The 21714-nt window shown below is 35.2% G+C and carries 24 protein-coding genes; 2 read left to right on the top strand and 22 right to left on the bottom strand.

Features of this window, described 5'->3' with window-relative positions; translation table 11 throughout:
- Positions 1-66: 66 nt before the first annotated feature.
- Together F823_RS0104710 and F823_RS0104705 are read right to left on the bottom strand one after the other, a co-directional pair.
- The gene (locus F823_RS0104710) at positions 67-933 is read right to left on the bottom strand and encodes a YitT family protein (RefSeq protein WP_002844349.1); all 867 of its coding nucleotides are present in this window, start codon (positions 931-933) and stop codon (positions 67-69) included.
- A 136-nt stretch (positions 934-1069) separates the two neighbouring features.
- Positions 1070-2512, bottom strand: coding sequence for a VanW family protein (locus F823_RS0104705; protein ID WP_002846414.1), 1443 nt, complete (start codon positions 2510-2512; stop codon positions 1070-1072).
- A gap of 314 nt (positions 2513-2826) precedes the next feature.
- Between F823_RS0104705 and F823_RS0104700 the strand changes: the two genes are divergently transcribed.
- Entirely contained in the window at positions 2827-3507 is a 681-nt protein-coding gene (locus F823_RS0104700) for a LexA family transcriptional regulator (protein ID WP_019595431.1), read from the top strand.
- Between the two features lie 50 nt (positions 3508-3557).
- Here the strand turns inward: F823_RS0104700 and F823_RS0104695 are convergent, their stop codons facing one another.
- The 8 genes from F823_RS0104695 to F823_RS0104660 form a co-directional block, all read right to left on the bottom strand.
- Positions 3558-3950, bottom strand: coding sequence for a hypothetical protein (locus tag F823_RS0104695; RefSeq protein ID WP_002846410.1), 393 nt, complete (start codon positions 3948-3950; stop codon positions 3558-3560).
- 135 nt (positions 3951-4085) lie between these two features.
- Positions 4086-4796: a ribonuclease H1 domain-containing protein gene (locus F823_RS0104690; protein WP_002846407.1), complete on the bottom strand. Its 711-nt coding sequence runs from the start codon at positions 4794-4796 to the stop codon at positions 4086-4088.
- Between the two features lie 34 nt (positions 4797-4830).
- A complete protein-coding gene (locus F823_RS0104685) occupies positions 4831-5412 on the bottom strand; it encodes a TVP38/TMEM64 family protein (RefSeq protein WP_002844336.1) in 582 nt (193 codons plus the stop codon).
- A gap of 280 nt (positions 5413-5692) precedes the next feature.
- Positions 5693-6268, bottom strand: a complete 576-nt coding sequence (locus F823_RS0104680; protein WP_019595430.1) for a zinc dependent phospholipase C family protein — start codon at positions 6266-6268, stop codon at positions 5693-5695.
- Positions 6216-7220 carry a tRNA modification radical SAM protein MnmL/YtqA gene (mnmL, locus tag F823_RS0104675; RefSeq protein ID WP_002846402.1) on the bottom strand — a complete coding sequence of 335 codons (1005 nt, stop codon included), beginning with the start codon at positions 7218-7220 and terminating at the stop codon, positions 6216-6218. The genes F823_RS0104680 and mnmL overlap by 53 nt, the downstream gene beginning before the upstream one ends.
- Before the next feature lie 3 nt (positions 7221-7223).
- Positions 7224-7778, bottom strand: coding sequence for a hypothetical protein (locus F823_RS0104670; RefSeq protein WP_002846401.1), 555 nt, complete (start codon positions 7776-7778; stop codon positions 7224-7226).
- A gap of 60 nt (positions 7779-7838) precedes the next feature.
- Positions 7839-8636, bottom strand: coding sequence for an HAD family hydrolase (locus F823_RS0104665; RefSeq protein ID WP_019595429.1), 798 nt, complete (start codon positions 8634-8636; stop codon positions 7839-7841).
- Positions 8637-8653: 17 nt separating this feature from the next.
- On the bottom strand, positions 8654-9916 hold the full coding sequence (locus F823_RS0104660) for a competence/damage-inducible protein A (protein WP_002846399.1): 1263 nt from the start codon (positions 9914-9916) through the stop codon (positions 8654-8656).
- Positions 9917-10070: 154 nt separating this feature from the next.
- On the opposite strand from F823_RS0104660, the gene F823_RS0104655 reads away from it, so the two are divergent.
- Positions 10071-10973 (top strand): D-alanine--D-alanine ligase, encoded by a 903-nt coding sequence (locus F823_RS0104655; protein ID WP_002846398.1) that lies wholly within the window; start codon positions 10071-10073, stop codon positions 10971-10973.
- A gap of 324 nt (positions 10974-11297) precedes the next feature.
- On the opposite strand, the gene F823_RS0104650 is transcribed toward F823_RS0104655, so the two are convergent.
- From F823_RS0104650 to F823_RS0104595, 12 genes are all read right to left on the bottom strand, one after another.
- Positions 11298-11864, bottom strand: a complete 567-nt coding sequence (locus F823_RS0104650; RefSeq protein ID WP_002844324.1) for a thymidine kinase — start codon at positions 11862-11864, stop codon at positions 11298-11300.
- A gap of 8 nt (positions 11865-11872) precedes the next feature.
- Complete coding sequence (locus F823_RS0104645; protein WP_002844339.1) at positions 11873-12340, bottom strand: DUF2628 domain-containing protein; 468 nt, start codon at positions 12338-12340, stop codon at positions 11873-11875.
- Between the two features lie 34 nt (positions 12341-12374).
- Positions 12375-14312 carry an ATP-dependent zinc metalloprotease FtsH gene (ftsH, locus tag F823_RS0104640; protein WP_002846397.1) on the bottom strand — a complete coding sequence of 646 codons (1938 nt, stop codon included), beginning with the start codon at positions 14310-14312 and terminating at the stop codon, positions 12375-12377.
- Between the two features lie 14 nt (positions 14313-14326).
- Positions 14327-15175: a 4-hydroxy-3-methylbut-2-enyl diphosphate reductase gene (gene ispH, locus F823_RS0104635; protein ID WP_002846395.1), complete on the bottom strand. Its 849-nt coding sequence runs from the start codon at positions 15173-15175 to the stop codon at positions 14327-14329.
- Positions 15176-15211: 36 nt separating this feature from the next.
- Positions 15212-15817: a lysophospholipid acyltransferase family protein gene (locus F823_RS0104630; RefSeq protein ID WP_002844357.1), complete on the bottom strand. Its 606-nt coding sequence runs from the start codon at positions 15815-15817 to the stop codon at positions 15212-15214.
- Position 15818: 1 nt separating this feature from the next.
- On the bottom strand, positions 15819-16481 hold the full coding sequence (cmk, locus tag F823_RS0104625) for a (d)CMP kinase (protein ID WP_002846392.1): 663 nt from the start codon (positions 16479-16481) through the stop codon (positions 15819-15821).
- A 29-nt stretch (positions 16482-16510) separates the two neighbouring features.
- A complete protein-coding gene (locus F823_RS0104620) occupies positions 16511-17914 on the bottom strand; it encodes a BaiN/RdsA family NAD(P)/FAD-dependent oxidoreductase (RefSeq protein WP_002846391.1) in 1404 nt (467 codons plus the stop codon).
- A gap of 5 nt (positions 17915-17919) precedes the next feature.
- Positions 17920-18564: a histidine phosphatase family protein gene (locus F823_RS0104615; protein ID WP_002846390.1), complete on the bottom strand. Its 645-nt coding sequence runs from the start codon at positions 18562-18564 to the stop codon at positions 17920-17922.
- A gap of 85 nt (positions 18565-18649) precedes the next feature.
- A complete protein-coding gene (locus F823_RS0104610; protein WP_019595428.1) occupies positions 18650-19543 on the bottom strand; it encodes a MurR/RpiR family transcriptional regulator in 894 nt (297 codons plus the stop codon).
- A gap of 90 nt (positions 19544-19633) precedes the next feature.
- Entirely contained in the window at positions 19634-20350 is a 717-nt protein-coding gene (locus F823_RS0104605; RefSeq protein ID WP_002846387.1) for a pseudouridine synthase, read from the bottom strand.
- 114 nt (positions 20351-20464) lie between these two features.
- Positions 20465-21181: a tetratricopeptide repeat protein gene (locus tag F823_RS0104600; RefSeq protein WP_002846385.1), complete on the bottom strand. Its 717-nt coding sequence runs from the start codon at positions 21179-21181 to the stop codon at positions 20465-20467.
- A 270-nt stretch (positions 21182-21451) separates the two neighbouring features.
- The coding region (locus tag F823_RS0104595; RefSeq protein ID WP_019595427.1) for a hypothetical protein at positions 21452-21714 on the bottom strand (263 nt) is incomplete at its 5' end.

Here is a 21714-nt window from a genome sequence, read left to right as displayed (position 1 = left end):
ATATTATAGTACACTTACTAGTATTTTAAAATACTTATTTCAAATAAAATTGTTTTTTTATCTAGATTATATGTCTTTTGCTTTAAATCCCCTACCCTTTACTTCTGTAATGTCACTAACAGATATAAAGGCCTTCTTATCATGCCTAAAAGCTATGTCTTTTATCCTAGGTATTTCACTCGTTAAAGCTACTGTATATACAATCTTCTTTGGCTTCTTTGTGTAGGCTCCTTCAGCATTTAGGAAGGTAACCCCCCTTACAAGGTCTCTCATTATGTCTTTTGCAATCTTCTCAGGCTCATCAGTAATTATCAATAGTGACTTTTGATAATTCATAGCATCCTTGATAAAACCTAATGCAAGAGAACTAACATAAAATCCTATAAGAGTATATAATCCAAGAGTAAGACCAAAAAATGCTGTTCCAACCATAACAACACCTACATTAAATGCAAAGTTGGAATTTTTGATCTCAACATTACTCTTCATCTTGATAATAGCACAAAGTATATCAGTACCTCCTGTAGATGCCCTAGCCCTAAAGACAAGTCCTATACCTAAACCGTTTAAGAAACCACCGAATATAGTCTGTAAGAACATATCATGCACTGGTATAATGCCACCGACATTTTGGGTCATACCCAATATAAAAGAGTATATAATCATATTTATCATACTCATAATACAAAAATCCTTCTTAAGATATATAAATCCTAAAATAAAAATTGGAACATTGATCAAAAATGTCATCAAACCTACATTGACACCGGTTAAGTAGTTAATAACAGTAGCAAGACCAGTAACTCCACCACTTAGTAGGTGAGCCTGCCTTAAAAAACCATTTACTCCTACCGCCGAAATACTCAATCCTAGTACCATAGTTGCCATTCTAAGACTAGGGTGTTCCTTCAATCTATCTCTAACCTGACTCATAAATCCTCCCATACTCTAAACTTAATTAAATTTTTCTTACACACTCAATTATAGCAGATATTTAGTCATTTAGTGACTATTATATAAAAAAGTCCTAGAATATCTAGGACTTAGTCATTTTTTTATTATATTGTTCTTATATTCCTCTACCAGGTGAAACAACTTGTCCAGTAGTTCCACCAACAGCTGGTCCTGACTGCTGATTTGGACCACGTTTAGCACCTGGATTAGGTTTAGCTGCTGGCTTAGCAGGTCCTACTTTTATAAGACCTACCTGGGCTGGATAAGTACTTATGGCAATCTTTTCAGTCTTTACTGTATTGCCTTGTTCGTCCTTAAATATTCTATATGTTGCTACACTATATCCAGGTCTTCCATACTTGACTACTACTTTTTTACCTGCAGGCACGCTAGCATCAACAACTGTCTTGTTTCCACCACCGAATGATCCCAACATCTGAGTAGATATATCTATTTTCTGGAAATCTTCTTTAGAGCCATATATCTGAGAATGAAGCTTGCCATTTAGAGTATAGTTCTTGATATATACATTGTGTTTGAACGGATTTTTAAACTTAAAGTCCTGACCTGGGTTACCGTCAGCTACTGTCGCATCACGGCCCAAGTCAACATAATCTGATGGTATAGTATGGTTTCTTCTAGTTGTTATTTCCATACCAGCTAGGAGTGCAGCATTAAATATAGTCGATGAAGTCTGACAAACACCACCGCCAATACCTGGTACCAGTTGACCACTCTCTATTACTGGTGCAACCTTATAACCCCTTGCAAGGGTCTTGTCTCCTGTAAGACCATTAAAAGAGAATTCTTCGCCCGGTTTTAAAACAACACCGTTAGTATCTCTTGCAGATTTTTCTATATTGTAACTTCTACCTGCAACACCACCGTAGTTTGTTGAATAAGCTCCCAACAAGGTATCTATTCCCTTAAGGTCTGCTGCTTTAAACTTAGCTTCTTCTAGCTTAACAACTAAGTCAATATCAAAATTATCTTTTTTAAGTTCATTTTTAATCTTAGACTTTGATGCCAATACTTTCATTTCTCTACCTGATTCTTCAGGTATAACACTTGTTTTTTCATTTTTGTATTCTAAAGTTGCATTTTTTACAGGGCTATCCAACTCACCCTTAATTTCAACTAGCTTTTCTTCTAATTTAGCATCACTATAGTCCATTTCAAGTGGTACGCTAGTCTTTTTTCCAAAGTCAGACCTTAGCATAGATATAGAATTGGAGAAAAAGCCACCATCCCTATTTACCCTATATGCCTTGTCAACTGTCTTTGAAAAGTCTATATTAAGGTCAATATCATCAACAGATACAGTCCAATATTTCTTGGCGTGTTTTAAGTTAATATTTTTAAACTTAGACTGACTATCCAAAGCCTTAAGAGCTTCTGCCTTTGTCTTACCACCTAGATTAACACCGGCAATACTTACATTTTTAGCTATCTTATCCGACGAAACTTGTGCAGACAAGATGCCCGTTCCAATTGCTAGTACAGCAACAACTACCCCTACAGGTATTATTACCTTCTTGTTTTCACTTAAAAAACTCATATAATTCCTCCGCTAAATTCTTACCTAATATAATACAAATAATTTCTATATAGTATAGTGCTCAAAAAAGCATAATACTAAAAATAATAGTATAAAATACTATTATTAAAAGATACCCCCTAATCAATAACTGTAATCTCGAAAATTTCATTTTGTTTTATATCAATATATAAACATCAAAATTTTCAAAACTTATCTATACTTATATTAACATGAATAAGAATATATTTGAAATGTTTTTTTTCAATTTGATAAAAATATAGGTTGCGTTTTCTAAACCATATGGTATAATAGAACATATAGGAGGTTCGAGTATGGAAAAACAAATATTTATAAGCAGATTAAAACTTGCTATGAAAACTAGATACATAAGTCAATACAAGCTTTCTAAACTAACAAAAATCAACAAAGGTTCCCTAAGTTCGTATATGTCAGGTAAATACCTTCCAAAACCTGATAAGATATTTATTATTGCAGATGCCCTAAATATTAACCCAGACTGGCTAATGTGTAATTCAGAAGAGATGGAACTTTTAGAAACATATAAATCAAGTGAACCGACAAGTCTTAATATACACTCATACCCCCTTATAAGTGGATCAGTATCTGCTGGAATTCCGGACTTGATAGACCCTCAAGAAGAATTTGACTATATAGACATTCCTGATAGTATGCTAGGAAAGTACAAGTCTAGAAAAGATATGGTAGTTATGAAGGTAAATGGAGAAAGTATGAATAGGACCATACCAGACGGTGCCAATATTCTTGTTGCTAGAGACTATGATATCAAAAGTATTTCAACTGGAGATATAGTTGTATTCAGCCATAATTACTCATATTCTGTAAAAAGATTTACCAACGATAAAAAGAATAAAAGATTTATTTTTAGCCCAGAAAGTTATGATGACTGTTTTAAAGATTTAATAATATCCTATGATAATTCGCAAGAACTTATACTTATTGGCAAGGTTGTATTCTATAGTGTGCTCTTGTAAATTAACAAAAAACACAGTGAATAATCAAATCCACTGTGTAAATATCTAAATTATGAAACTTTGCCTTGTGACTTCTTGTTCTTTCTCCTGTTGTTAAGCCTTGCTCTTTCAAGTCTTTCTTGTTCAAGCTTGATGATAAGTTTCCTATTGATAGGAGTAAACAGCTTATCACAATTTTTAGCCATCTGAGCAGCAGTACAAAGTCCAATAACTCCAATTATTATCCAAGTATAGAAGCCAAATGAAGCTTTAACTCCAAGAAAAGCATTCAAAATTAAAAGAGCCATTGTTACTGGAATAGCAGTTATAAATGAAAACACGACATACCTAAGTGTACGACTCCAAAAACTCTTTACTTTTACAATTAGGTCTCTCACGTCTTCACCACCTTCCAACTTACCCATAAGTGAAATAACTATTTGAAATATATGATACTTACTCATATATAATAACCCAAAAAGTATACTAACTTATAAATCTAAACTCTTAACATAAATTAACCCTACCAATATAATAACAAATTATGACACTTTTATCAATCAAATTTTGAATATTTGTTATAAATATTTTTTCATGGTCTATATTAATGACTCTTTTGCTAGTTTATCGGCCAATTCATTGTAATCAACACCCGAATGTGCCTTCACTTTATAAAAATTGACCCTCAGTCTATTCTTGATACCATCATAGAATTGCTTATAATTTTTAGTACCTTCTTTATTTGTCTTCCATTCTCCTGTGCACCACTTTTCAATGCCATTGTAGTCAAAATATAGGTCAAGTGTGTCATAACCATTTTCAATCGCATATTCCATAGCTATCATAGCACCCTCAATTTCACCTGCTACATTCCTCATCGATATATTCTCCTGGTTTTGACCCTTCCTTGAAATTGTCTCAACCACCTTATTGTCGTTAATTATTACGATACCAGAACCATAAGTGCCTTTAGATGAATCAAAACTACCATCAACATATGCCTCTATTTTTTGGCTATTACCCATAACAATATCTATATGTTGATTCTCTACACTGTGACTAGTCTTTTCATGGTCTATAGTCTCTAGGTTTTCAGACTTATTATTATCTTTGCCATCTACCCTATCTTCTCTTGCCTTAGTTCTGTACTTGTCTATATCACTTCCTAATAGGTAATCTATAGCTTCATAAGGGTCTTCAAAGGACTTGTAAGATGCATTTGAGTATCCACTAATCATTTCCTTACAATCATTCCAAGTCAGGAATATACCCTTTTTTCTTCCTTCTTTTACAACATAAACTTTTTTCATTTAAATCTCCCTTGTATTATCGTTAACTTATATTTTAACTCAAATCCATCTTACTTTCCACCTTTTTGCCAATTAAGTATACAAGTATAAATACAAGAAGAGTAACTACAAGCTTAGATGGGTTCTTAACGAATTTATGGTAATCACTTCCCAAGTAACTGATTGTAAATAACATCATAAATTTTCCTGCTACCATAGGTGGCAAAAATCTTTTCACATCTATCTTACAATAGGCAGCGGCTAGTGTTGTCAATGAGCTGGGCAAAAATGGTAGTGTATAAAATAAAAGCAAGAATTTAAAGTCAGACTTTTTCACTTTGGCTATCATCTTATTAAATTTGTTATTCTTGTCCATTAATTTTGTGAAAAATGACCTATTCATCAAGTGCTTTAATATTAAAAATACCGAAAATGCACCTGCACAAGATCCCAACCAAGTGATAGCAAATCCTAAAAATAGACCATTTATTGCTCCGTTAGCAGCCCCTATTACCAGAATAGGTATCATTGGTATAAAACTTTCTATATAGGCCAAGAAAAATCCACTTATAATTGAGAGAACCATGTTATCTTGGGCCATATATAATAATTTATCTACATTTTGTAATATCTCCATAAAACCTCCGTTTATTATTTTTTTCATTTACCTAGTCTATCAACTAAGAAAAATCTATATGATTGAATTTAAAAAATATATATGCTTAAATTAAGTATCTCAATAAATTTAAACTTAGATTGATTTGATATTTATATATTAGTTACCCAATTTTTATCGGTCTCAAAATTATATACGAAAAAACACCACCTAATAAATACTTATATACATCTATCCAAACTTTATAGTTTTAGAATAGTAATATATATAATACCTATCCAGATGGTGTTTGATTTAATTATTAAGCAACTGTATGGGCCTTGACTGTGTTATTTAATATGTTATCTAGTATATAGTTTGTCACAGTATTACAAATATAGGCTGCATACTTTAAGTCATTTTTTTCATAGTTCCCATTTGACTTGTATTCAAGGTATAGCATATCAAAGAAAGTATCAAAATTTTCTAGATGTGATAGTCTATCATCCTTTAGGTAGTAATCCTCTGCCACCTTTGTTAGACCCCTCTCATACTGAACGTGTATATACATACTGTGCTTAAATTCCCACCTTTCACTATGGGCCACACAGAAAAAATCTGCCAAAAAGTGACAGATGACACCTATCTCCTGGGAGAAACTAGACTTGCTATATAGCTTTTCAAGACTATCGAGGTTAAGACTGCTCATCTTTTCAATCTTTGTCTTGATCATTGTATACGACTCATCTAAGTAATGTTTCTTAAGCTTGTACTTTGAAACTATGTCAGGTTTTATATTACCATATATAAAATTATTTTCACTAAGGAAAAACTGTTTAGTCTTATCAGTATTGTCTATTAAAGACTTTGATAGGATTATGTGTGTTTTCATCATCATATCTATCACCTCTCTTCCTATTGAAATATTTTCCCTGCCATGAATCCCTTCTCTTGAGTTCATCATCTATAGCATTTAGAACTTCCCATTTTTTTAGACTCCACATAGGTCCTACTAGGTCTTCTTTTTTGCCATCACCAGTCAACCTGTGAATCACCATTTCTTGTGGTAGTATCTCTAGCTGGTCGCATACAATCTTGACATAGTCTTCCTTTGTCATAAGGTCAAACTGTCCCTTGTCATATTGCCTAGCCATTACAGTGTCCTTTATCACATGAAGAAGGTGTATCTTTACCCCTTGTATATCTAGCTTGGATATAGCCTTGGCTGTCTCAAGCATCATATCGTGGTCTTCACCAGGAAGTCCGTCAATAATATGGACAACAACATTTATATTCTTAGACCTCAACCTATTTACACAGTCTAGAAATATAGCATAGTCATGCCCTCTGTTTATCCTTTTTGATATATCATCATGTATTGTCTGTAGACCTAGCTCAACCCAAAGATCAGTCCTCTTGTTTAGGTCGTCTAAGTATTCAAGGACATCATCCTCTATACAGTCTGGCCTAGTAGAAATAGATAGGCCTACTACATTGTCCTGTTCAAGTATCACCTCATACTTGTCTCTTAGTACTTCTAGAGGGGCATAGGTATTGGTAAATGCTTGAAAATACCCTATGTACTTTGCCTTAGGCCACTTTTTTTCCATCATCAGTCTCATAGCTTGAAACTGAGTTACTAAATCATCTTTGGGATTTCCGGCAAAATCACCTGATCCCTCTTTACTACAATATGTACAGCCACCCCTGCTGATACTTCCATCTATGTTAGGACAGGTAAAACCAGCATTGATAGATACCTTAAATACCTTTGTATTATACTTTTGTCTCAAATAATAGTTCCAAGTATGGTACCTTTTATTTTCGATAGCGTACTTAAATTTTTCCATTTGTTAAAACCTTCCATTTTCTATCTTTATCCCGATACTGATAAAATACACACCTACCAGAATTGCTATAAATGATAGTATTCCCACTATAAACTTTGACAAAAATAGCGGTGACATTATCAACATCAAACCAACTAATAATTTCACCAAGTCAGTCAAGCCATAGTAAGGCAACATATGTCTTTTATAATCTAGATATTTCTTTATCTGGATGGACAATAGCAGTATGCCCAATACAATAGATGCTACCATATTGACCCACTTAGGCCAAATAATAAGTAATATAGCCATCAATAGGCAACCATATAAGTAGTATCTTTGCTTTCTAATATCGGATTTTGCAGCATACTTAGTCAACTGGTTTAGTTCCTTAAGTGCCAACCACGCCCCATAGAAAAATACTAGTGACAAGCCCCATGAGAATATATTAATACCCATGTACTTTCTAGTAGAACAATAGATTCCAACTGCAAGTAGTGTCACTCCAAGTATTATAATCTTTTTTCCATCCTTGTTCTTGTAAAAATCATTTAAGTTAAAATTAAAGATATAGTTCATATTTTCCTTCCTCCAAGACTTTAGCTAACACTAATAATATTGTATACTTATATTATACCCCTATTCTTGAGCATTTAAATCAATTATCATTTTTATAGCATCTGCTACTGAAGGAGTTTCAAAGCTAGCAGAAGACTTTACAGCAGGACTTGAGTTTTCCATAGCAAAGCTGTATCTAACATTCTTTAACATACTGATATCATTGGCAGAATCGCCTATAGTAGATACCTCCTCTAGACTTATACCCTCTCTTTTGCATACCAACTTGATAGCATCAAACTTTGATATTCCTCTTGGTACAATATTTAATGTTGTTTCACTTGAAGCATATACCTCAACATCTGGTCCAAGTGCAAGAGAAAACTCACCTATCATTTTGGCCAGTTTTTCAGGGTCAGTACAGACAACTCCTATATTTCCTACCTTTGATTCATATACTTGTCTAGTTACTATAGTAGGGTCAATAGAAAATCCCCTACTTAAGTATTCAGCCTTTGAACCATCCTCAGGCATTATAACCTTGCCATCATATTTAAAATATATTACCTCTTCTTTTGGGTCAATGAAGTCAAATTTATTATAAGTTTCTATAATCTTGTTTATACTTAAGTCACTTAAAACTCCCCTATAGAAACACTCCATCTTGTTATCATATATATAAGAACCATTTTCTACTATTAAATAAGAATCTAAGTTAAGGTCCTCCATTATTGACAATGAATGGTCTATTACTCTACCAGTGGCTATATTAAACTTGATACCCGCTTCTTTGGCATCCCTTATAGCCTGTTTGTCCTTGTCAGAAATCCCATCCCTGTACAAGGTCCCATCCAAGTCACAAAATATATTCTTTATCATAAACTCCTCCATATCACCTAATCTATTAATACTTTTCTTACCTGATTTAAGGCCTCATTTGTAGCTCTTCTTCTAATTCTTGCCCTATCACCAGTAAATATCCTCTTAATGGCATATGTTTTTCCTTTTACATATATACCAATGTATACTAGTCCAACCGGTTTTTCTTCACTTCCACCATCTGGACCTGCAATTCCTGTAGTGGAAACACCTATATCAGCTCCAAGACTTGTCGCAACGCCTCTCGCCATCTCTATAGCTGTTTGTTCACTTACTGCTCCATATTTATCAAGAGTATCTTGAGATACACCAAGTCTTTTTACCTTGGCCTGGTTTGAATATGTAACACAGCCTTCCAATAGACATCTTGATATTCCACTATGGTCTATAAGAGATGATGTAACCATACCACCTGTACATGACTCTGCAACAGCTAGGCTAAGGTCTTTCCTTAATAATAAGTCTGCAACAACCCTATCAAGCTCTGTTTGAGTAGAAGATATAGTATCATCACCTACTAAGTATATGTAGTCAGAGCATCTATCGTTTATCTCACAAAATTTTTCATCTAAAAGTCTTTCACATTCCTCATCGTCCTTAGCCCTAGCAGTAAGGCGTATAAGTACCTCTCCTTCTTTTGCGTAAAGGGCAACTGTAGGATTTGTCTGTTCGTTTAATATGTCTAGTATCTTAAGTTCGAGTGCTGATTCACCTATTCCAAAGAGTCTTATGTATCTTGACTTAAACAGATGGTCTGTATGGTCTATTAGGTATGGCAGAACACTCTCTCTAAACATAGCCTTCATTTCCCTAGGAGGTCCAGGCATTACAATTATTTTCTTGCCGTCCTTTTCAAATATAGCCCCAGGTGCTGTCCCCTTGCTATTTGGAATTACCTTGGCTTCTACTGGAAACATTGCCTGTTTCTTGTTGTTTGCTGGTATCTTGTCCTTACCACCAGAAAACTTAGAACACATTTCTTCTATTATTTTCCATGAAGGTTCATGTAGGACTAGGTCTTGACCAAAATACTTGGCAGCTCCCTCTTTAGTGATATCATCTGTAGTAGGACCAAGACCACCTGTAGTAAGGATTATATCGGCGTCCTTGAAGGAATATTCAAAGGCCTTAAGGAGCCTATCCATATTGTCTCCAACGGTCATCTGTCTATATACATTTATACCTAGTGCACTTAGCTCCTTAGATAGGTACTGTGCATTAGTGTTCACTATATCACCTAGCAATAATTCTGTTCCAACTGAAATTATATCAATATTCATAATTACCTCCCTATTCTAGTTTGATCTATATTTTCTCCCTAGAATCTATAATTATATAATAGCAAAAATAGGGAATTTATACAAGTTTTTAAAGCTTGCACCCATTTTCAAGAAAGTGTATAATTAGATATGGATTAAAAAAGGAGTTGAATTTATGAAAAAAATCGCAGTATTATATGGTGGAGTCTCATCAGAAAGAGAAGTATCTCTTAATTCTGGCAAGGCTATGATAGATAACTTAGATAAGAATAAATACGATGTTATAGACTTTAGAATTGATAGCAAGGATGACATTTTCAAATTGGACAAGGATATAGACTTGGCCCTTATTGGACTACATGGAAAATTTGGAGAAGACGGCTCAATACAGGCTGTCCTAGAAACAATGGGCATAAATTACTCAGGATGTAACCCACTTACAAGTGGTATCCTTATGGACAAGAACTTTACAAAGATAATAGCAAGGGAAAATGGAGTCAAGACTGCAAATTGGGCAATAGTTAAGAGTGTTGATGCCATAGACTATGACAAAATTGATGAAATAGGCTATCCGGTATTTATAAAGCCAAATTCAGGAGGATCAAGTGTTGCAACTAACCTTGTAAAGTCTAAGGACCAGGTTGAGTCTGCAGTTATTGAGGCCTTGAAGTACGATGATATAGTAATGATTGAAGAATATATCAAGGGAATTGAACATACTTCATTTATACTAAATGGTGAAGTATTCCCTACAATCAGAATAACTTCTGACCACGAGTTCTTTGACTACGAAGCAAAATACTCTACATCAAATGGAGCAAGAGAAGAAGTTGTAGAACTTGAAGAATCAGTTGCAAAAACACTTGAAAATACTTCAAGAACATGTTGGGACATATACAACTGTAGGGGCTATGTGAGAGCCGACTACATAATAACAGAAGACAATCAGGTCTACCTACTAGAGATAAATACTCTACCAGGTATGACAGAGACAAGCCTAATACCTAAGTCAGCTAAGGCTAGAGGAATAGATTATTCAGGATTGTTGGATAAGTTGATAGAATCTGCTGAGATTTAATAGATACTGTTAGTGGAAGGATTTTTAGCTTGATTTGTAATAGATACTGTTAGTGGAAGGATTTTTAGCTTGATTGTAACTCCCACTTGAATTAATAATTTCTAAGTTTTAGTTAGGAGAATTCCTAAATCGCTATCGCTAGTCGGAATTCTTTACCTAACTTTCAACTTGAAATTATAGTAATTCAATGGGAATGTTACTTTATCAAGCTATAATATCCTTCCACTTTTTAATACCTTTAAATGAGATATCAGTAAATAACACAAAAAATAAGGCTATAATATTCATATAATATTCTAGCCTTCTTTAACTTTAATCTTAATTCTATTCAGGTCCAAAGTTTCCTTCTTTATAGTGTTTCCTACAAAGGGCAACGTACTTATCATTGGCTCCTAGTTCTATCTGCTCTCCTTGTCTCACAATACCATTTTCATTGTATCTTGCACTGCAAGTAGCTTTTGAACCACACCAACATACTGTCTTTACTTCGTGTATTTCATCTGCTATGGCAATCAGCCTCTTAGAACCTTCGAATAACTCATTCATAAAGTCCGTCCTAAGTCCGTAGCACATCACAGGTATACCAAGCTTGTCCACTATATCAGACAAAAAGTCGATTTCTTCTTTAGTAGCGAACTGAGTCTCATCTACTATTATGCAATCATACTTCTTTATATCTTCATTGCTATACTTGATGAAGTTTGACATCAGCTCACTCTTATGCTTAAGACCTATCCTAGATTTAAGTATATATTCACCATCTCTTTGGTCTAAGTCTGGTTTAACAAGTAGGGCCTTTTTCCCTCTTTCATGATAGTTATAGTGCACCATCAAGGCATTGGCTGTCTTTGATGACCCAACCACTCCATAGTAAAAATATAATTTAGCCATAATTCCTCCTATATAAACAAGGCAATATATCCTATTGCTATTGATCCAAACACCCAGGCGATTGCAATCTGCAAATCAACACCAGATTTGTCATTTATATACTTTTGTTTATACTTGGATTCTACTGTATTACCAAACTCTACATTTGACTGTATTTTTTTGTAGTAGGCATAGTTTCCGTAAAACCCTGACCTAATATACTCCAGAAAACTAAGACAGAATAGTCCTATCAATAATGGTTTCTTTGTAACATAGGCAAGCATAAGTAGCATAATCTGTATTCCAATTACAAGGGCACCATGAGATACCATCCTCCTGTAAATATACCAGTAAGGGCTAATAAGCATAGCCCATAGGTTAAAAGACTTCTTTTCTCCATTTCTAAACTGGTCAAAAATCGGTTTGTAGTATTCTTCGTAGTTTTTGCCTACAAGGTCCTTTTCTTCAATCGGTTTTTCAAAAGTTTCGTATCTCATATTGCCCCCTAATGTTTTAATTGTATTTTATTTGTTAATCAACCTTATCTGTAGTACTTTCATTTGTATCTACCAAACTCTCATCTTTCCCTAGTTCTTCATCTATATGGTCATTTTCTTTGCCTTCATCATGACTTAACTTAGGATCCGGAGTAATTTCATACTTATTATCTAGTATATCCATGAACTCTTCTCCAGTAATAGTCTCATTTTTAAGAAGGTATTCAGATATCTCATGTAGTTTTTCTATATTATCCTTTAGGATATTTATAGCCTTGTCATGACAAGCTCCTACGATTGCTATAACAGAATCGTCTATCTTCTTAGATGTATCCTGAGAGCAAGCAAGTGAAGAGTCTCCTCCTAGATACTGGTTTGTAACTGTCTCTAAGGCAACCATACCAAAATCTTCATCCATACCGAATCTAGTTACCATAGCTCTTGCTATCTTGGTAGCCATTTCAATATCGTTTGATGCACCTGAAGTTTTCACGTTGAATATTACCTCTTCAGCTGCTCTACCACCTGTATAAGTTGTAATCTTGTCTATAGCTTCATCCTTTGTCATAAGGAACTTCTCTACTTCATCAACCTGCATTGTATAACCCAAGGCTCCAGACGTTCTAGGTATAATAGTGATTTTATGAACTGGTGCTGAATGCTTTCCAGCAGCGGCTACCAAGGCATGTCCTACTTCATGGTAGGCTATAATCCTCTTTTCCTCCTCACTTATTACGGCATTCTTTCTCTGGTATCCAGCTATGACTGTTTCAACAGATTCCTCAAGGTCTTCCTGCTTGATTCCCTCTCTATTCATCCTAACAGCCCTAAGTGCTGCTTCATTGACTATATTGGCAAGCTCTGCACCTGATGCGCCTGATGTAGCCCTTGCAACTTGATTGTAATCTATTTCTTCTGATTTTTTTACATCCTTAGCATGGACCTTAAGTATAGACTCCCTACCCTTTAGGTCTGGTAGCTCAACTGGTATTCTTCTGTCAAACCTACCTGGTCTTAGTAGGGCCTTGTCTAATGAGTCTGGCCTATTTGTAGCAGCAAGCATAACTATACCTATGCCATTTTCAAAACCGTCCATCTCACTCAATAACTGGTTTAAGGTCTGTTCTCTTTCATCATTTCCGCCACCAAAAGCACCGTCTCTTTTCTTACCTATAGCGTCTATTTCATCTATAAATACTATACAAGGTGCCTTTTCCTTGGCCTGCTTAAAGAGGTCCCTTACCCTTGAAGCTCCCATACCAACAAACATCTCAACGAATTCAGATCCTGATATAGAAAAGAATGGCACTCCAGCTTCACCTGCAACAGCCTTGGCAAGCAAGGTCTTACCTGTACCAGGAGGTCCTACCAAAAGGGCTCCCTTAGGCATCTTGGCTCCAATAGCAGTATACTTAGCAGGTTCATGCAAGAAGTCTACTATCTCTGTTAGGGCTTCTTTGGCCTCATCCTGACCTGCTACATCATCAAACATGACTCCTGTCGATTTGACATATAGTTTTGCGTTAGACTTTCCTAGCGACATCATACCGCCACCTGGTCCCATGCGTTTACCAAGTCCATATAGTAAGAACCTTCCTATAAGCATCAAGAATATAAAAGGTGCAACCCACATAAGGAAAAAGTTTATAATCATAGTGTTTCCACTAGGTATATCCTGTGCGTACTTGGCACCTGACTCTTGTAATTTTGAAACAAGTTCAGGGTCATCAAGCTTTCCAGTTACATATTTCTTCTTGTCACCCTTAGTAATATAGGATATCTTGTTGTCCTCTAACTTTACTTCTTCAACCTTCTTCTGTTCAAGCATTCTTATGAAACTACCATATCCGACCTCTGTAACTCTCTGTTTTTCGAAATTAGGTATTAATAGGCCGTTCATAAGTAGTGTCATAACCAATAAAACACCATAGAACCATAGGAAATTAGCATTTGGTTTCTTTTTATTATCCATTTTATACCTCCCAACTATAAACTAGATAGGTAATCAATAACCTCTTCAATTATCCAATCCGGAGTAGATGCACCTGCTGTGACGCCTATGATTTCATAAGTGTCAAAACTTACACCTTCCAGCTCTTTCTTTGTTTCAACTGCATAGGTATCAACTGACTCAGAACATATCTTGACTAACTTTTGGGTATTTGAACTGTGTCTTCCACCTATTACAACCATTGCATCTACCTGACTGGCAATCTTTCTTGCAGAATTCTGTCTTACTCTTGTAGCAGAGCAAATAGTATTCTCAATATTTATATTCATATCTAGTTTTTCTATATATTCAACGATTTTTTCAAACTCTTTTTCGTTCATAGTAGTCTGGGAAACAACTAGGTATTCCTTGGACTTGTCTAGGTCAATTTCTTTAAATTGTTCTAGTGTCTTAAATATTATGGCAGAGTTTTGACACCAACCGTTTATACCGATTATTTCAGGGTGAGAGGCATCACCAAGTATTATAACCTGCTTGCCCTCATCATAAGCCTTCTTGGCAAGTGTGTGTATCTTTTTGACAAATGGGCAAGTAGTATCTACAACTTCCAAACCATGATCTTCTGCCTCATCATATATCTTCTTAGCCACACCATGCGACCTTATTATCATCTTTGAACTCTGGTCTTCAATTTGACCTATCTCGTCAACTGTAACCAGACCATTTTCTTCGTACTTAGCTACTGCCTGCTTGTTGTGTATCAATGGACCTAGGGCATATATCTTTTCATTTTCAGCACTCGTCACTTCATTCCAAGCTATGTTCATAGCCCTCTTTACACCAAAGCAGAAACCAGCATCGTCCGCTATCAATATTTTCTTCATATCTAATCCTCAGCCGTAGATACAAGATTCTTATATCTACATTATTCCTTCCTTATTTAAATCGTAGTTAACTTCAACCACGTCCATCATAGCTTGCGCTATCTGAGGGTATTCCTCCTTTGTCACCTTCCTATTTCTGTACTCTTCCATACTTATAGGTTCACCTATAACTACTCTTACCTTTGAAAATACCCTATATCTTGTGACAAGAGACATAGGTATAATATCTGCCTTAGACTTTATAGCAAAAAGTGCAACACCAGGCTTGGCTGGCAAAAATTCATTTCTAGCTGCCCTTGTACCCTCTGGAAATATTCCTAAGACTCTCTCTTGCTTTATCTGGCTAAGTATGGCCTTAACAGTGGACATACTAGGATTTGCCCTATCTATAGGTATAACTTCCATCTTATTTAAAAGGTTCTTAAGTACTGGAACATCAAATAGTTCCTTTTTTGCTACTGGTATTATCCTTCTGTTTCTTACTGCAGCCATCATAAAAATAGGATCAATCCAACTCTTGTGGTTGCATACTATTATATATTTACCTTCATCTGGTATATTATCAGCTCCTACTACTTCAAACCTAAATAATATAGCTACTAAAAACCTTAATAGGGAACATACAAAATTATATAATCTCATCCTATACCTGCCTGTTCTTATTTACTATACTGACAATACAGTCCACAACCTCTTGTATAGACATATTAGTAGAGTCTATCTCAATTGCATCATCAGCCTTTATTAGAGGTGCAAATTCTCTTTTTGAATCTATGCTATCCCTTCTCTTTACATCCTCTATAATATCTTCTAATACCACATTTTCTCCCTTTGAAACCATTTCTTCATACCTTCTTTTGCCCCTTTCCTCAGGACTAGCATTCAAGAAAAACTTGAATTTTGTATTTGGGAAAATATGAGTACCTACATCTCTTCCATCTAGTATTACATCCTTGTCTGAACCTAGCATCCTTTGTATTTCAACCATTTTAAGTCTTACATCTTTAATTTTGGCTACATTAGACACATTTTTATTGATAATTTGTGATCTAATCAAGGCTGATACATCTTTTCCGTCAAGATAGATTGTGTTATTTTCAAAGTTAATATCAGACTGATTTGACATTGCAACAACATCTGTCTCATTTTCTGTATCTATATTATTTTCAATACACTTAAGAGTTAGGGCCCTATACATAGCACCTGTGTCTATATAGTTAATCCCCAACTTAGTCGCTACCAATTTTGAAATGGTGCTCTTGCCTGCTCCAGCAGGTCCGTCTATAGCAATTATGATGTTAGTCATAATATTATACCCCCTAGCTTTATTTTTGCTTATTTATCGCTTTGTAAATTCTCTGCTGCACTAATACCAGCTAAATAACCTGTAGAAAAGGCTATTTGTAGATTGTATCCACCAGTGAAGGCATCAACATCTAGCATTTCTCCTGCAAAGTATATCCCCTTGTCTATTTTAGACTCCATTGTAGATGGATTTACATTCTTTACAGACACGCCACCCGATGTAATTGTAGCAGCTTCAATTCCCATGATACCGTCTACCCTTAGGTGAATATTCTTTGTATATAAAAGGACATATTCAAAGTCCTTTTTTGACATATTGGCTAGTTTATCCTTCTTGAAATTAAATTTAAGATCAGGATATTTTTCATCTAATTCATCTATAACTTTAGCTACATATCTTTTAGGCAAGTATCTTCTAAGGACTGTAGCAAGCACTTGCTTTGGACTTAATAGGATCTTCTGGTATAGGTCCTGACTAGGTATATCCCCCATCAAATCTAACTTCATAATGTTTTCATCTTTAAAATCTAGTCTATTTATAAGAGAAGACATCTTAAGACTTGCCGGACCCCCAATGCCCTCATGGGTGATTATTATATCTCCACAGATACTTCTTGACCTTGAGTGTTTGGATTTATTTTTGACCTTACAATATCCAAAGTCAAACTCCAGTACTGCATTCTTAAATGATATACCAGCCATGGATGTAAACCACGACTCTCTTAGGTTGATAGGAACAAGACCTGGTCTTGGATCAATTATATCGTAGCCCATATCTGAGAGAATATCTAGAACGGAACCATCAGAACCTGTGTTTTTAAAGGACTTGCCACCACTCGCAAGTATTACAGATCTAGAGTAAAATACCTGGCCATTAGATGCCTGCAAAAAGTAGCAAGTATTTTGAAAGTCACTTTTGATATCCTCCAACTTATCTGTTGGATTATCTACCAATGTATTTTGAGTCTTGTCTCCTAGTTTTATTCTTTGGATATCCAATATCTTCTTGTTATAGTAAATAGCCACATCTGAGTCTATAAGTTTGTCGGTCAAAGCAACTATAAAATCCTCAGACCTACCTGAGCCAATATAGACCTTATTGTAGTTATCCTCTTCAACTATATAGTCTAGTCCTAAAGATATTACAAGATCTTTTAGGTCTTCATTGGTGAATGAATACAGGGCTGAATATAGGAACTTATCATTTGTAACTATCTTATCAAAAAAGTCTCCTATATATTCGTTATTGGTAAAGTTACACCTACCACCACCCGTAAGCTTTAATTTTTTACCCAAACTTGTATTTGAGTCCAAAATACCTATAGACAGGTCTTTGGACACTTTTCTAGCCGACAAAGCGGCCATAATCCCACTAGGTCCACCACCTACTATAAGTATATCATATATCTTCTTTTCTTTCTTAAACTCTTGCATTTAAATTACTCCAAGGCAGACTTTACTTGGTTTACGTCATCACCTGTCACTAGGTGGGATGTATCGTTTATTTTTTTGATTACTGGACCATAGTCTTTATATTCTACAATGTTAATTGCTGTGTTATCCTGCTTGATCCTGTATATATTAGATATATCTGAGTCCAACATACTAAGTAGCATCACCCTAACTGTAACAGAATGAGATACTAGTAGTATATGCTTGTTCTGGTACTTAGTATTTAGTTCTTCTAATAGGTCATCCTGTCTTTTCTTTATATCCTTAAGCATCTCCCCGCCTGGAACCATCAACTTGTCTGGTTGGTTTCTCCATATGGCGAACATATCCGCATACTCTGCCTCAATATCTGTTAACTTCATGCCTTCCCATATACCAAATCCCATCTCTCTTAACTTGCTTGTAGGTTTAACATCTATCCCAAGATTTTGACCTACAATCTCTGCTGTCTGAACAGCCCTACCAAGATCACTACAATATATAAGGTCAATTGGGTACTTCTTTATCGCCTTTGCAAGATTTTCAGCCTGCTTTACTCCAAGATCAGTAAGTGGTGAGTTACCATGCCCCTGAGTCCTTCCCTGAGTATTCCATTCAGTCTGACCATGTCTAACTAAATAATATGTGTTCATTTATATCCTCCTAATAACCTAATTAACTAATCAAAATTTTAAGTATAAAATAACCCAATACACTACATATTGGGTTATTGAATCCTTATTCATATATTTCAAATTTTTCCCAAACTTTTTCCAACTCTTTGAAATAAGCCTTTATATCTTCTTTTTCCTTCATTGCTACACCAACTACTATGGCGTTTGCAACAGAAAATGCTGGAACCAATGAGTCTATAAAGGATACCATGTTGTTTTTAACTGTAACAACAACGTCTGCTACCTTGGCAATTGGAGCATTTATTGTATCGGTAATGGCTATTACCTTTGCCCCTCTTTCTTTAGCAAATCTTACAACTTGCTGGTTCTTCTTTGAATACCTAGGAAAACTGATTGAAATCAATACATCTTCAGACGAAAGTTTAATCATCTGTTCAACCGGCTCACCCATATCCATCCTAATTATAACTACATTATCTAGGATATAATTTAAATAATAGCCTAGGTACTTGGCAACATAGATAGAACTCCTAAGTCCCATAATATATAGCTTTCTCGCAGATAATATTGTATCTACAGCATCCTCATATGATTCCTGCCTAAGAGAATCCATAGTCTGCTTTATATTCTCTATATCGTCTTTCAACACGTTCTCCAGTATCATACTATTATTTGAGTAGTCATTGTTGGCCATTTCCACTCTTTGAACAGTTGTAAGCTTAGTTTTAATTAGTTCCTGGAGTGCATCCTGAAACTTAGGATAACCGCTAAAGCCCAATGCATTCGCAAATCTAACTACGGTAGACTCGCTGACACCTACTGTTTCTCCCAGCTTTGAAGCTGTCATAAATGCAACCTTCTGGTAGTTATCAAGGGTATACTGGGCCAGTAACTTTTGCCCCTTACTCATTGTCTTGTACCTATCTTTCATCAAGGACATTAAACTGTTTTCTTTTTTTTCAACATCATCAGTGTATGTATCATATCTGTTATCCATGTTTACACTCCCCATTAAAATTCATTATCTACATTAAATATTATACAACATAAATAGGCATTTTTCAATCAATTGAATTGCAATTAAAACCTATATTTTTTTCAAATACTCAATCTCTTCTTTTGTCAATTTTCTATACTTTCCAAGCTCTAAATCACCAATGTTAATCTTTCCAACTTGAACTCTTTTAAGGTTCATTGTAGGGTGATTTATGGCCTGAAACATCTTTCTTACCTGACGATTTTTGCCCTCATGAATTGTCACCTTGCATACAGAATAGTTCTTATTTGTGTCTGTCTTAAGTATCTTCAAATTAGCCTTTGCTGTTATATAGTCTTCTATTTTTAGGCCATTCTCAAATGCATACTTTTCTTCTTCAGTAATAATGCCCCTAACAGATGCTATATAGATCTTATTCATCTCGTGCTTTGGATGGGTAATCTTGTATGTTAGGTCTCCATCATTGGTCATAAGTAGTAGACCGCTTGTCTCATAGTCCAATCTACCAACAGGATATATCCTCTCTTTAATATCACTTGTAAGGTCACTTACACTAGGCCTATCAAACTGGTCCTTTACAGACGTTATATATCCTTCAGGCTTGTTGAGCATTATGTATACTAACTTTTCATCCTTAACGCTTATAGGCTTATTGTCAAAAGTAACTTGGTCAAGGTCTTCATCTACTTGGTAAGACAATTCTTTTATTACTTTATTATTTACCCTTATTCTGCCCTCCAAAATCAGGGTTTCAGCCTTTCTCCTTGATGCAACACCGCTCGCTGCAATAAACTTATTTATCCTCATTATTCCACCTTTACTTTCTAAATTAACAAGCTACAGACGGCTACTCTTCTATATTTTCGTAAAATAAGGTTGGCTAAAAGCCAACCTTATTTTAACAATTTAAGATTTTATTACTTAATATCCATTACCTGACTGAACAGTTCCAGAACCAGTCCCTGCTGAACCACTGCCCTGAGTAGTTCCAGTATGACTACCAGACTGATTTACATAGCCACTATTGTTGCCGCTTAGGTTTGACTGTGTGCCATACCTATTTTGACTTGATGTACCATAATTATTTGATTGACTTGACTGGCTTGATCTACCATAATTACCACTGCTTGCTGTTCCATCATTAGTTGATGTATTAGTTTTATTTCTAAAATAATTGCCATACTTACTAGAATACGTAGAACTAGACGCATACCTATTTTTATTCTCTTCTGCAGACTTCTTGGCGTTTTCTTTTCTTGTTATTGACGCCTTTTTTTGGTTGGCGTATGCTTTTTGAGCCTTTTCGAGCATAGTCTCAGCCTGTGTTCTTACCTTGGCTGAACCACTATCGTCGTTCAATAAGTCATTTAGCTCCTTTATTTCCAAATCATAATTTTTTCTACTATCATGTATAACTGCCTTCTTTAACTTAAGGGCCTGATAATACATTCCCCTAGCCTCTGTGTTGGACTCATCTTCTGATATTACCTTAGATAGATTAGACATTGCCTTGTCATATTGTCCCTCTTCTATAAACTTTCTGGCATCACTCATCAACTCACCAGATTCGCTAAAACCACAACCGCTCAATGAGATCATACTGATCAAAACTACTATGGTTAACAATCTCTTCTTCATAATCCACCTCCTATAAAAGGATACTTAATAAGATTAATTATACCACAAATCAAGGTCTACTGTCTACAAAATGAATATTAAAGGATTTTAAGTGTTCTTAGTTGTCAATACATATGTTACACTTACGAGAAAGTTTTTCAAAATAATAGGCTGTATTTTTGAAATACTCTTCTACAACTTCATTTTGGACTTTTAAATTATAGAAATCGAGTAGGGAGGACTTTCTCCTCCCTCTCACACCACCGTACGTGCCGTTCGGCATACGGCGGTTCAATTCATGTAATAATCTAAACAACTAATGAGTCCTCGCTTTGCGAGGATTTCTTTTGTTATCTTGCGAAGTCCGGCTGTTTTTGCTACCGCCTGATAATGGTCTGCAAATCCTACGGATTGTCTTGCCATCCATTCGGGTACGCCAAGTTTCTTTAACCCCCACATCCTTTTCTCACTGGTTTTCCACTGTTTCCAGATGACTATTCTCATACGGTTTCGAAGATGTTCGTCTATTTTTGTCATATTTTTCTTCATTTTAC

Source organism: Peptostreptococcus anaerobius VPI 4330 = DSM 2949, from assembly GCF_000381525.1.
In the GTDB taxonomy this organism is placed as follows: Bacteria; Bacillota; Clostridia; order Peptostreptococcales; family Peptostreptococcaceae; genus Peptostreptococcus; species Peptostreptococcus anaerobius.
The sequence above is the reverse complement of the archived record's forward strand: the minus strand, read 5'-3'. Positions and strand labels throughout refer to the sequence as shown.

Coding starts and splice junctions, on each gene's coding strand:
- F823_RS0104710 (WP_002844349.1), bottom strand. CDS start 933: ATGAGTCAGGTTAGAGATAGATTGAAGGAACACCCTAGTCTTAGAATG.
- F823_RS0104705 (WP_002846414.1), bottom strand. CDS start 2,512: ATGAGTTTTTTAAGTGAAAACAAGAAGGTAATAATACCTGTAGGGGTA.
- F823_RS0104700 (WP_019595431.1), top strand. CDS start 2,827: ATGGAAAAACAAATATTTATAAGCAGATTAAAACTTGCTATGAAAACT.
- F823_RS0104695 (WP_002846410.1), bottom strand. CDS start 3,950: ATGAGTAAGTATCATATATTTCAAATAGTTATTTCACTTATGGGTAAG.
- F823_RS0104690 (WP_002846407.1), bottom strand. CDS start 4,796: ATGAAAAAAGTTTATGTTGTAAAAGAAGGAAGAAAAAAGGGTATATTC.
- F823_RS0104685 (WP_002844336.1), bottom strand. CDS start 5,412: ATGGAGATATTACAAAATGTAGATAAATTATTATATATGGCCCAAGAT.
- F823_RS0104680 (WP_019595430.1), bottom strand. CDS start 6,268: ATGATGATGAAAACACACATAATCCTATCAAAGTCTTTAATAGACAAT.
- mnmL (WP_002846402.1), bottom strand. CDS start 7,220: ATGGAAAAATTTAAGTACGCTATCGAAAATAAAAGGTACCATACTTGG.
- F823_RS0104670 (WP_002846401.1), bottom strand. CDS start 7,778: ATGAACTATATCTTTAATTTTAACTTAAATGATTTTTACAAGAACAAG.
- F823_RS0104665 (WP_019595429.1), bottom strand. CDS start 8,636: ATGATAAAGAATATATTTTGTGACTTGGATGGGACCTTGTACAGGGAT.
- F823_RS0104660 (WP_002846399.1), bottom strand. CDS start 9,916: ATGAATATTGATATAATTTCAGTTGGAACAGAATTATTGCTAGGTGAT.
- F823_RS0104655 (WP_002846398.1), top strand. CDS start 10,071: ATGAAAAAAATCGCAGTATTATATGGTGGAGTCTCATCAGAAAGAGAA.
- F823_RS0104650 (WP_002844324.1), bottom strand. CDS start 11,864: ATGGCTAAATTATATTTTTACTATGGAGTGGTTGGGTCATCAAAGACA.
- F823_RS0104645 (WP_002844339.1), bottom strand. CDS start 12,340: ATGAGATACGAAACTTTTGAAAAACCGATTGAAGAAAAGGACCTTGTA.
- ftsH (WP_002846397.1), bottom strand. CDS start 14,312: ATGGATAATAAAAAGAAACCAAATGCTAATTTCCTATGGTTCTATGGT.
- ispH (WP_002846395.1), bottom strand. CDS start 15,175: ATGAAGAAAATATTGATAGCGGACGATGCTGGTTTCTGCTTTGGTGTA.
- F823_RS0104630 (WP_002844357.1), bottom strand. CDS start 15,817: ATGAGATTATATAATTTTGTATGTTCCCTATTAAGGTTTTTAGTAGCT.
- cmk (WP_002846392.1), bottom strand. CDS start 16,481: ATGACTAACATCATAATTGCTATAGACGGACCTGCTGGAGCAGGCAAG.
- F823_RS0104620 (WP_002846391.1), bottom strand. CDS start 17,914: ATGCAAGAGTTTAAGAAAGAAAAGAAGATATATGATATACTTATAGTA.
- F823_RS0104615 (WP_002846390.1), bottom strand. CDS start 18,564: ATGAACACATATTATTTAGTTAGACATGGTCAGACTGAATGGAATACT.
- F823_RS0104610 (WP_019595428.1), bottom strand. CDS start 19,543: ATGGATAACAGATATGATACATACACTGATGATGTTGAAAAAAAAGAA.
- F823_RS0104605 (WP_002846387.1), bottom strand. CDS start 20,350: ATGAGGATAAATAAGTTTATTGCAGCGAGCGGTGTTGCATCAAGGAGA.
- F823_RS0104600 (WP_002846385.1), bottom strand. CDS start 21,181: ATGAAGAAGAGATTGTTAACCATAGTAGTTTTGATCAGTATGATCTCA.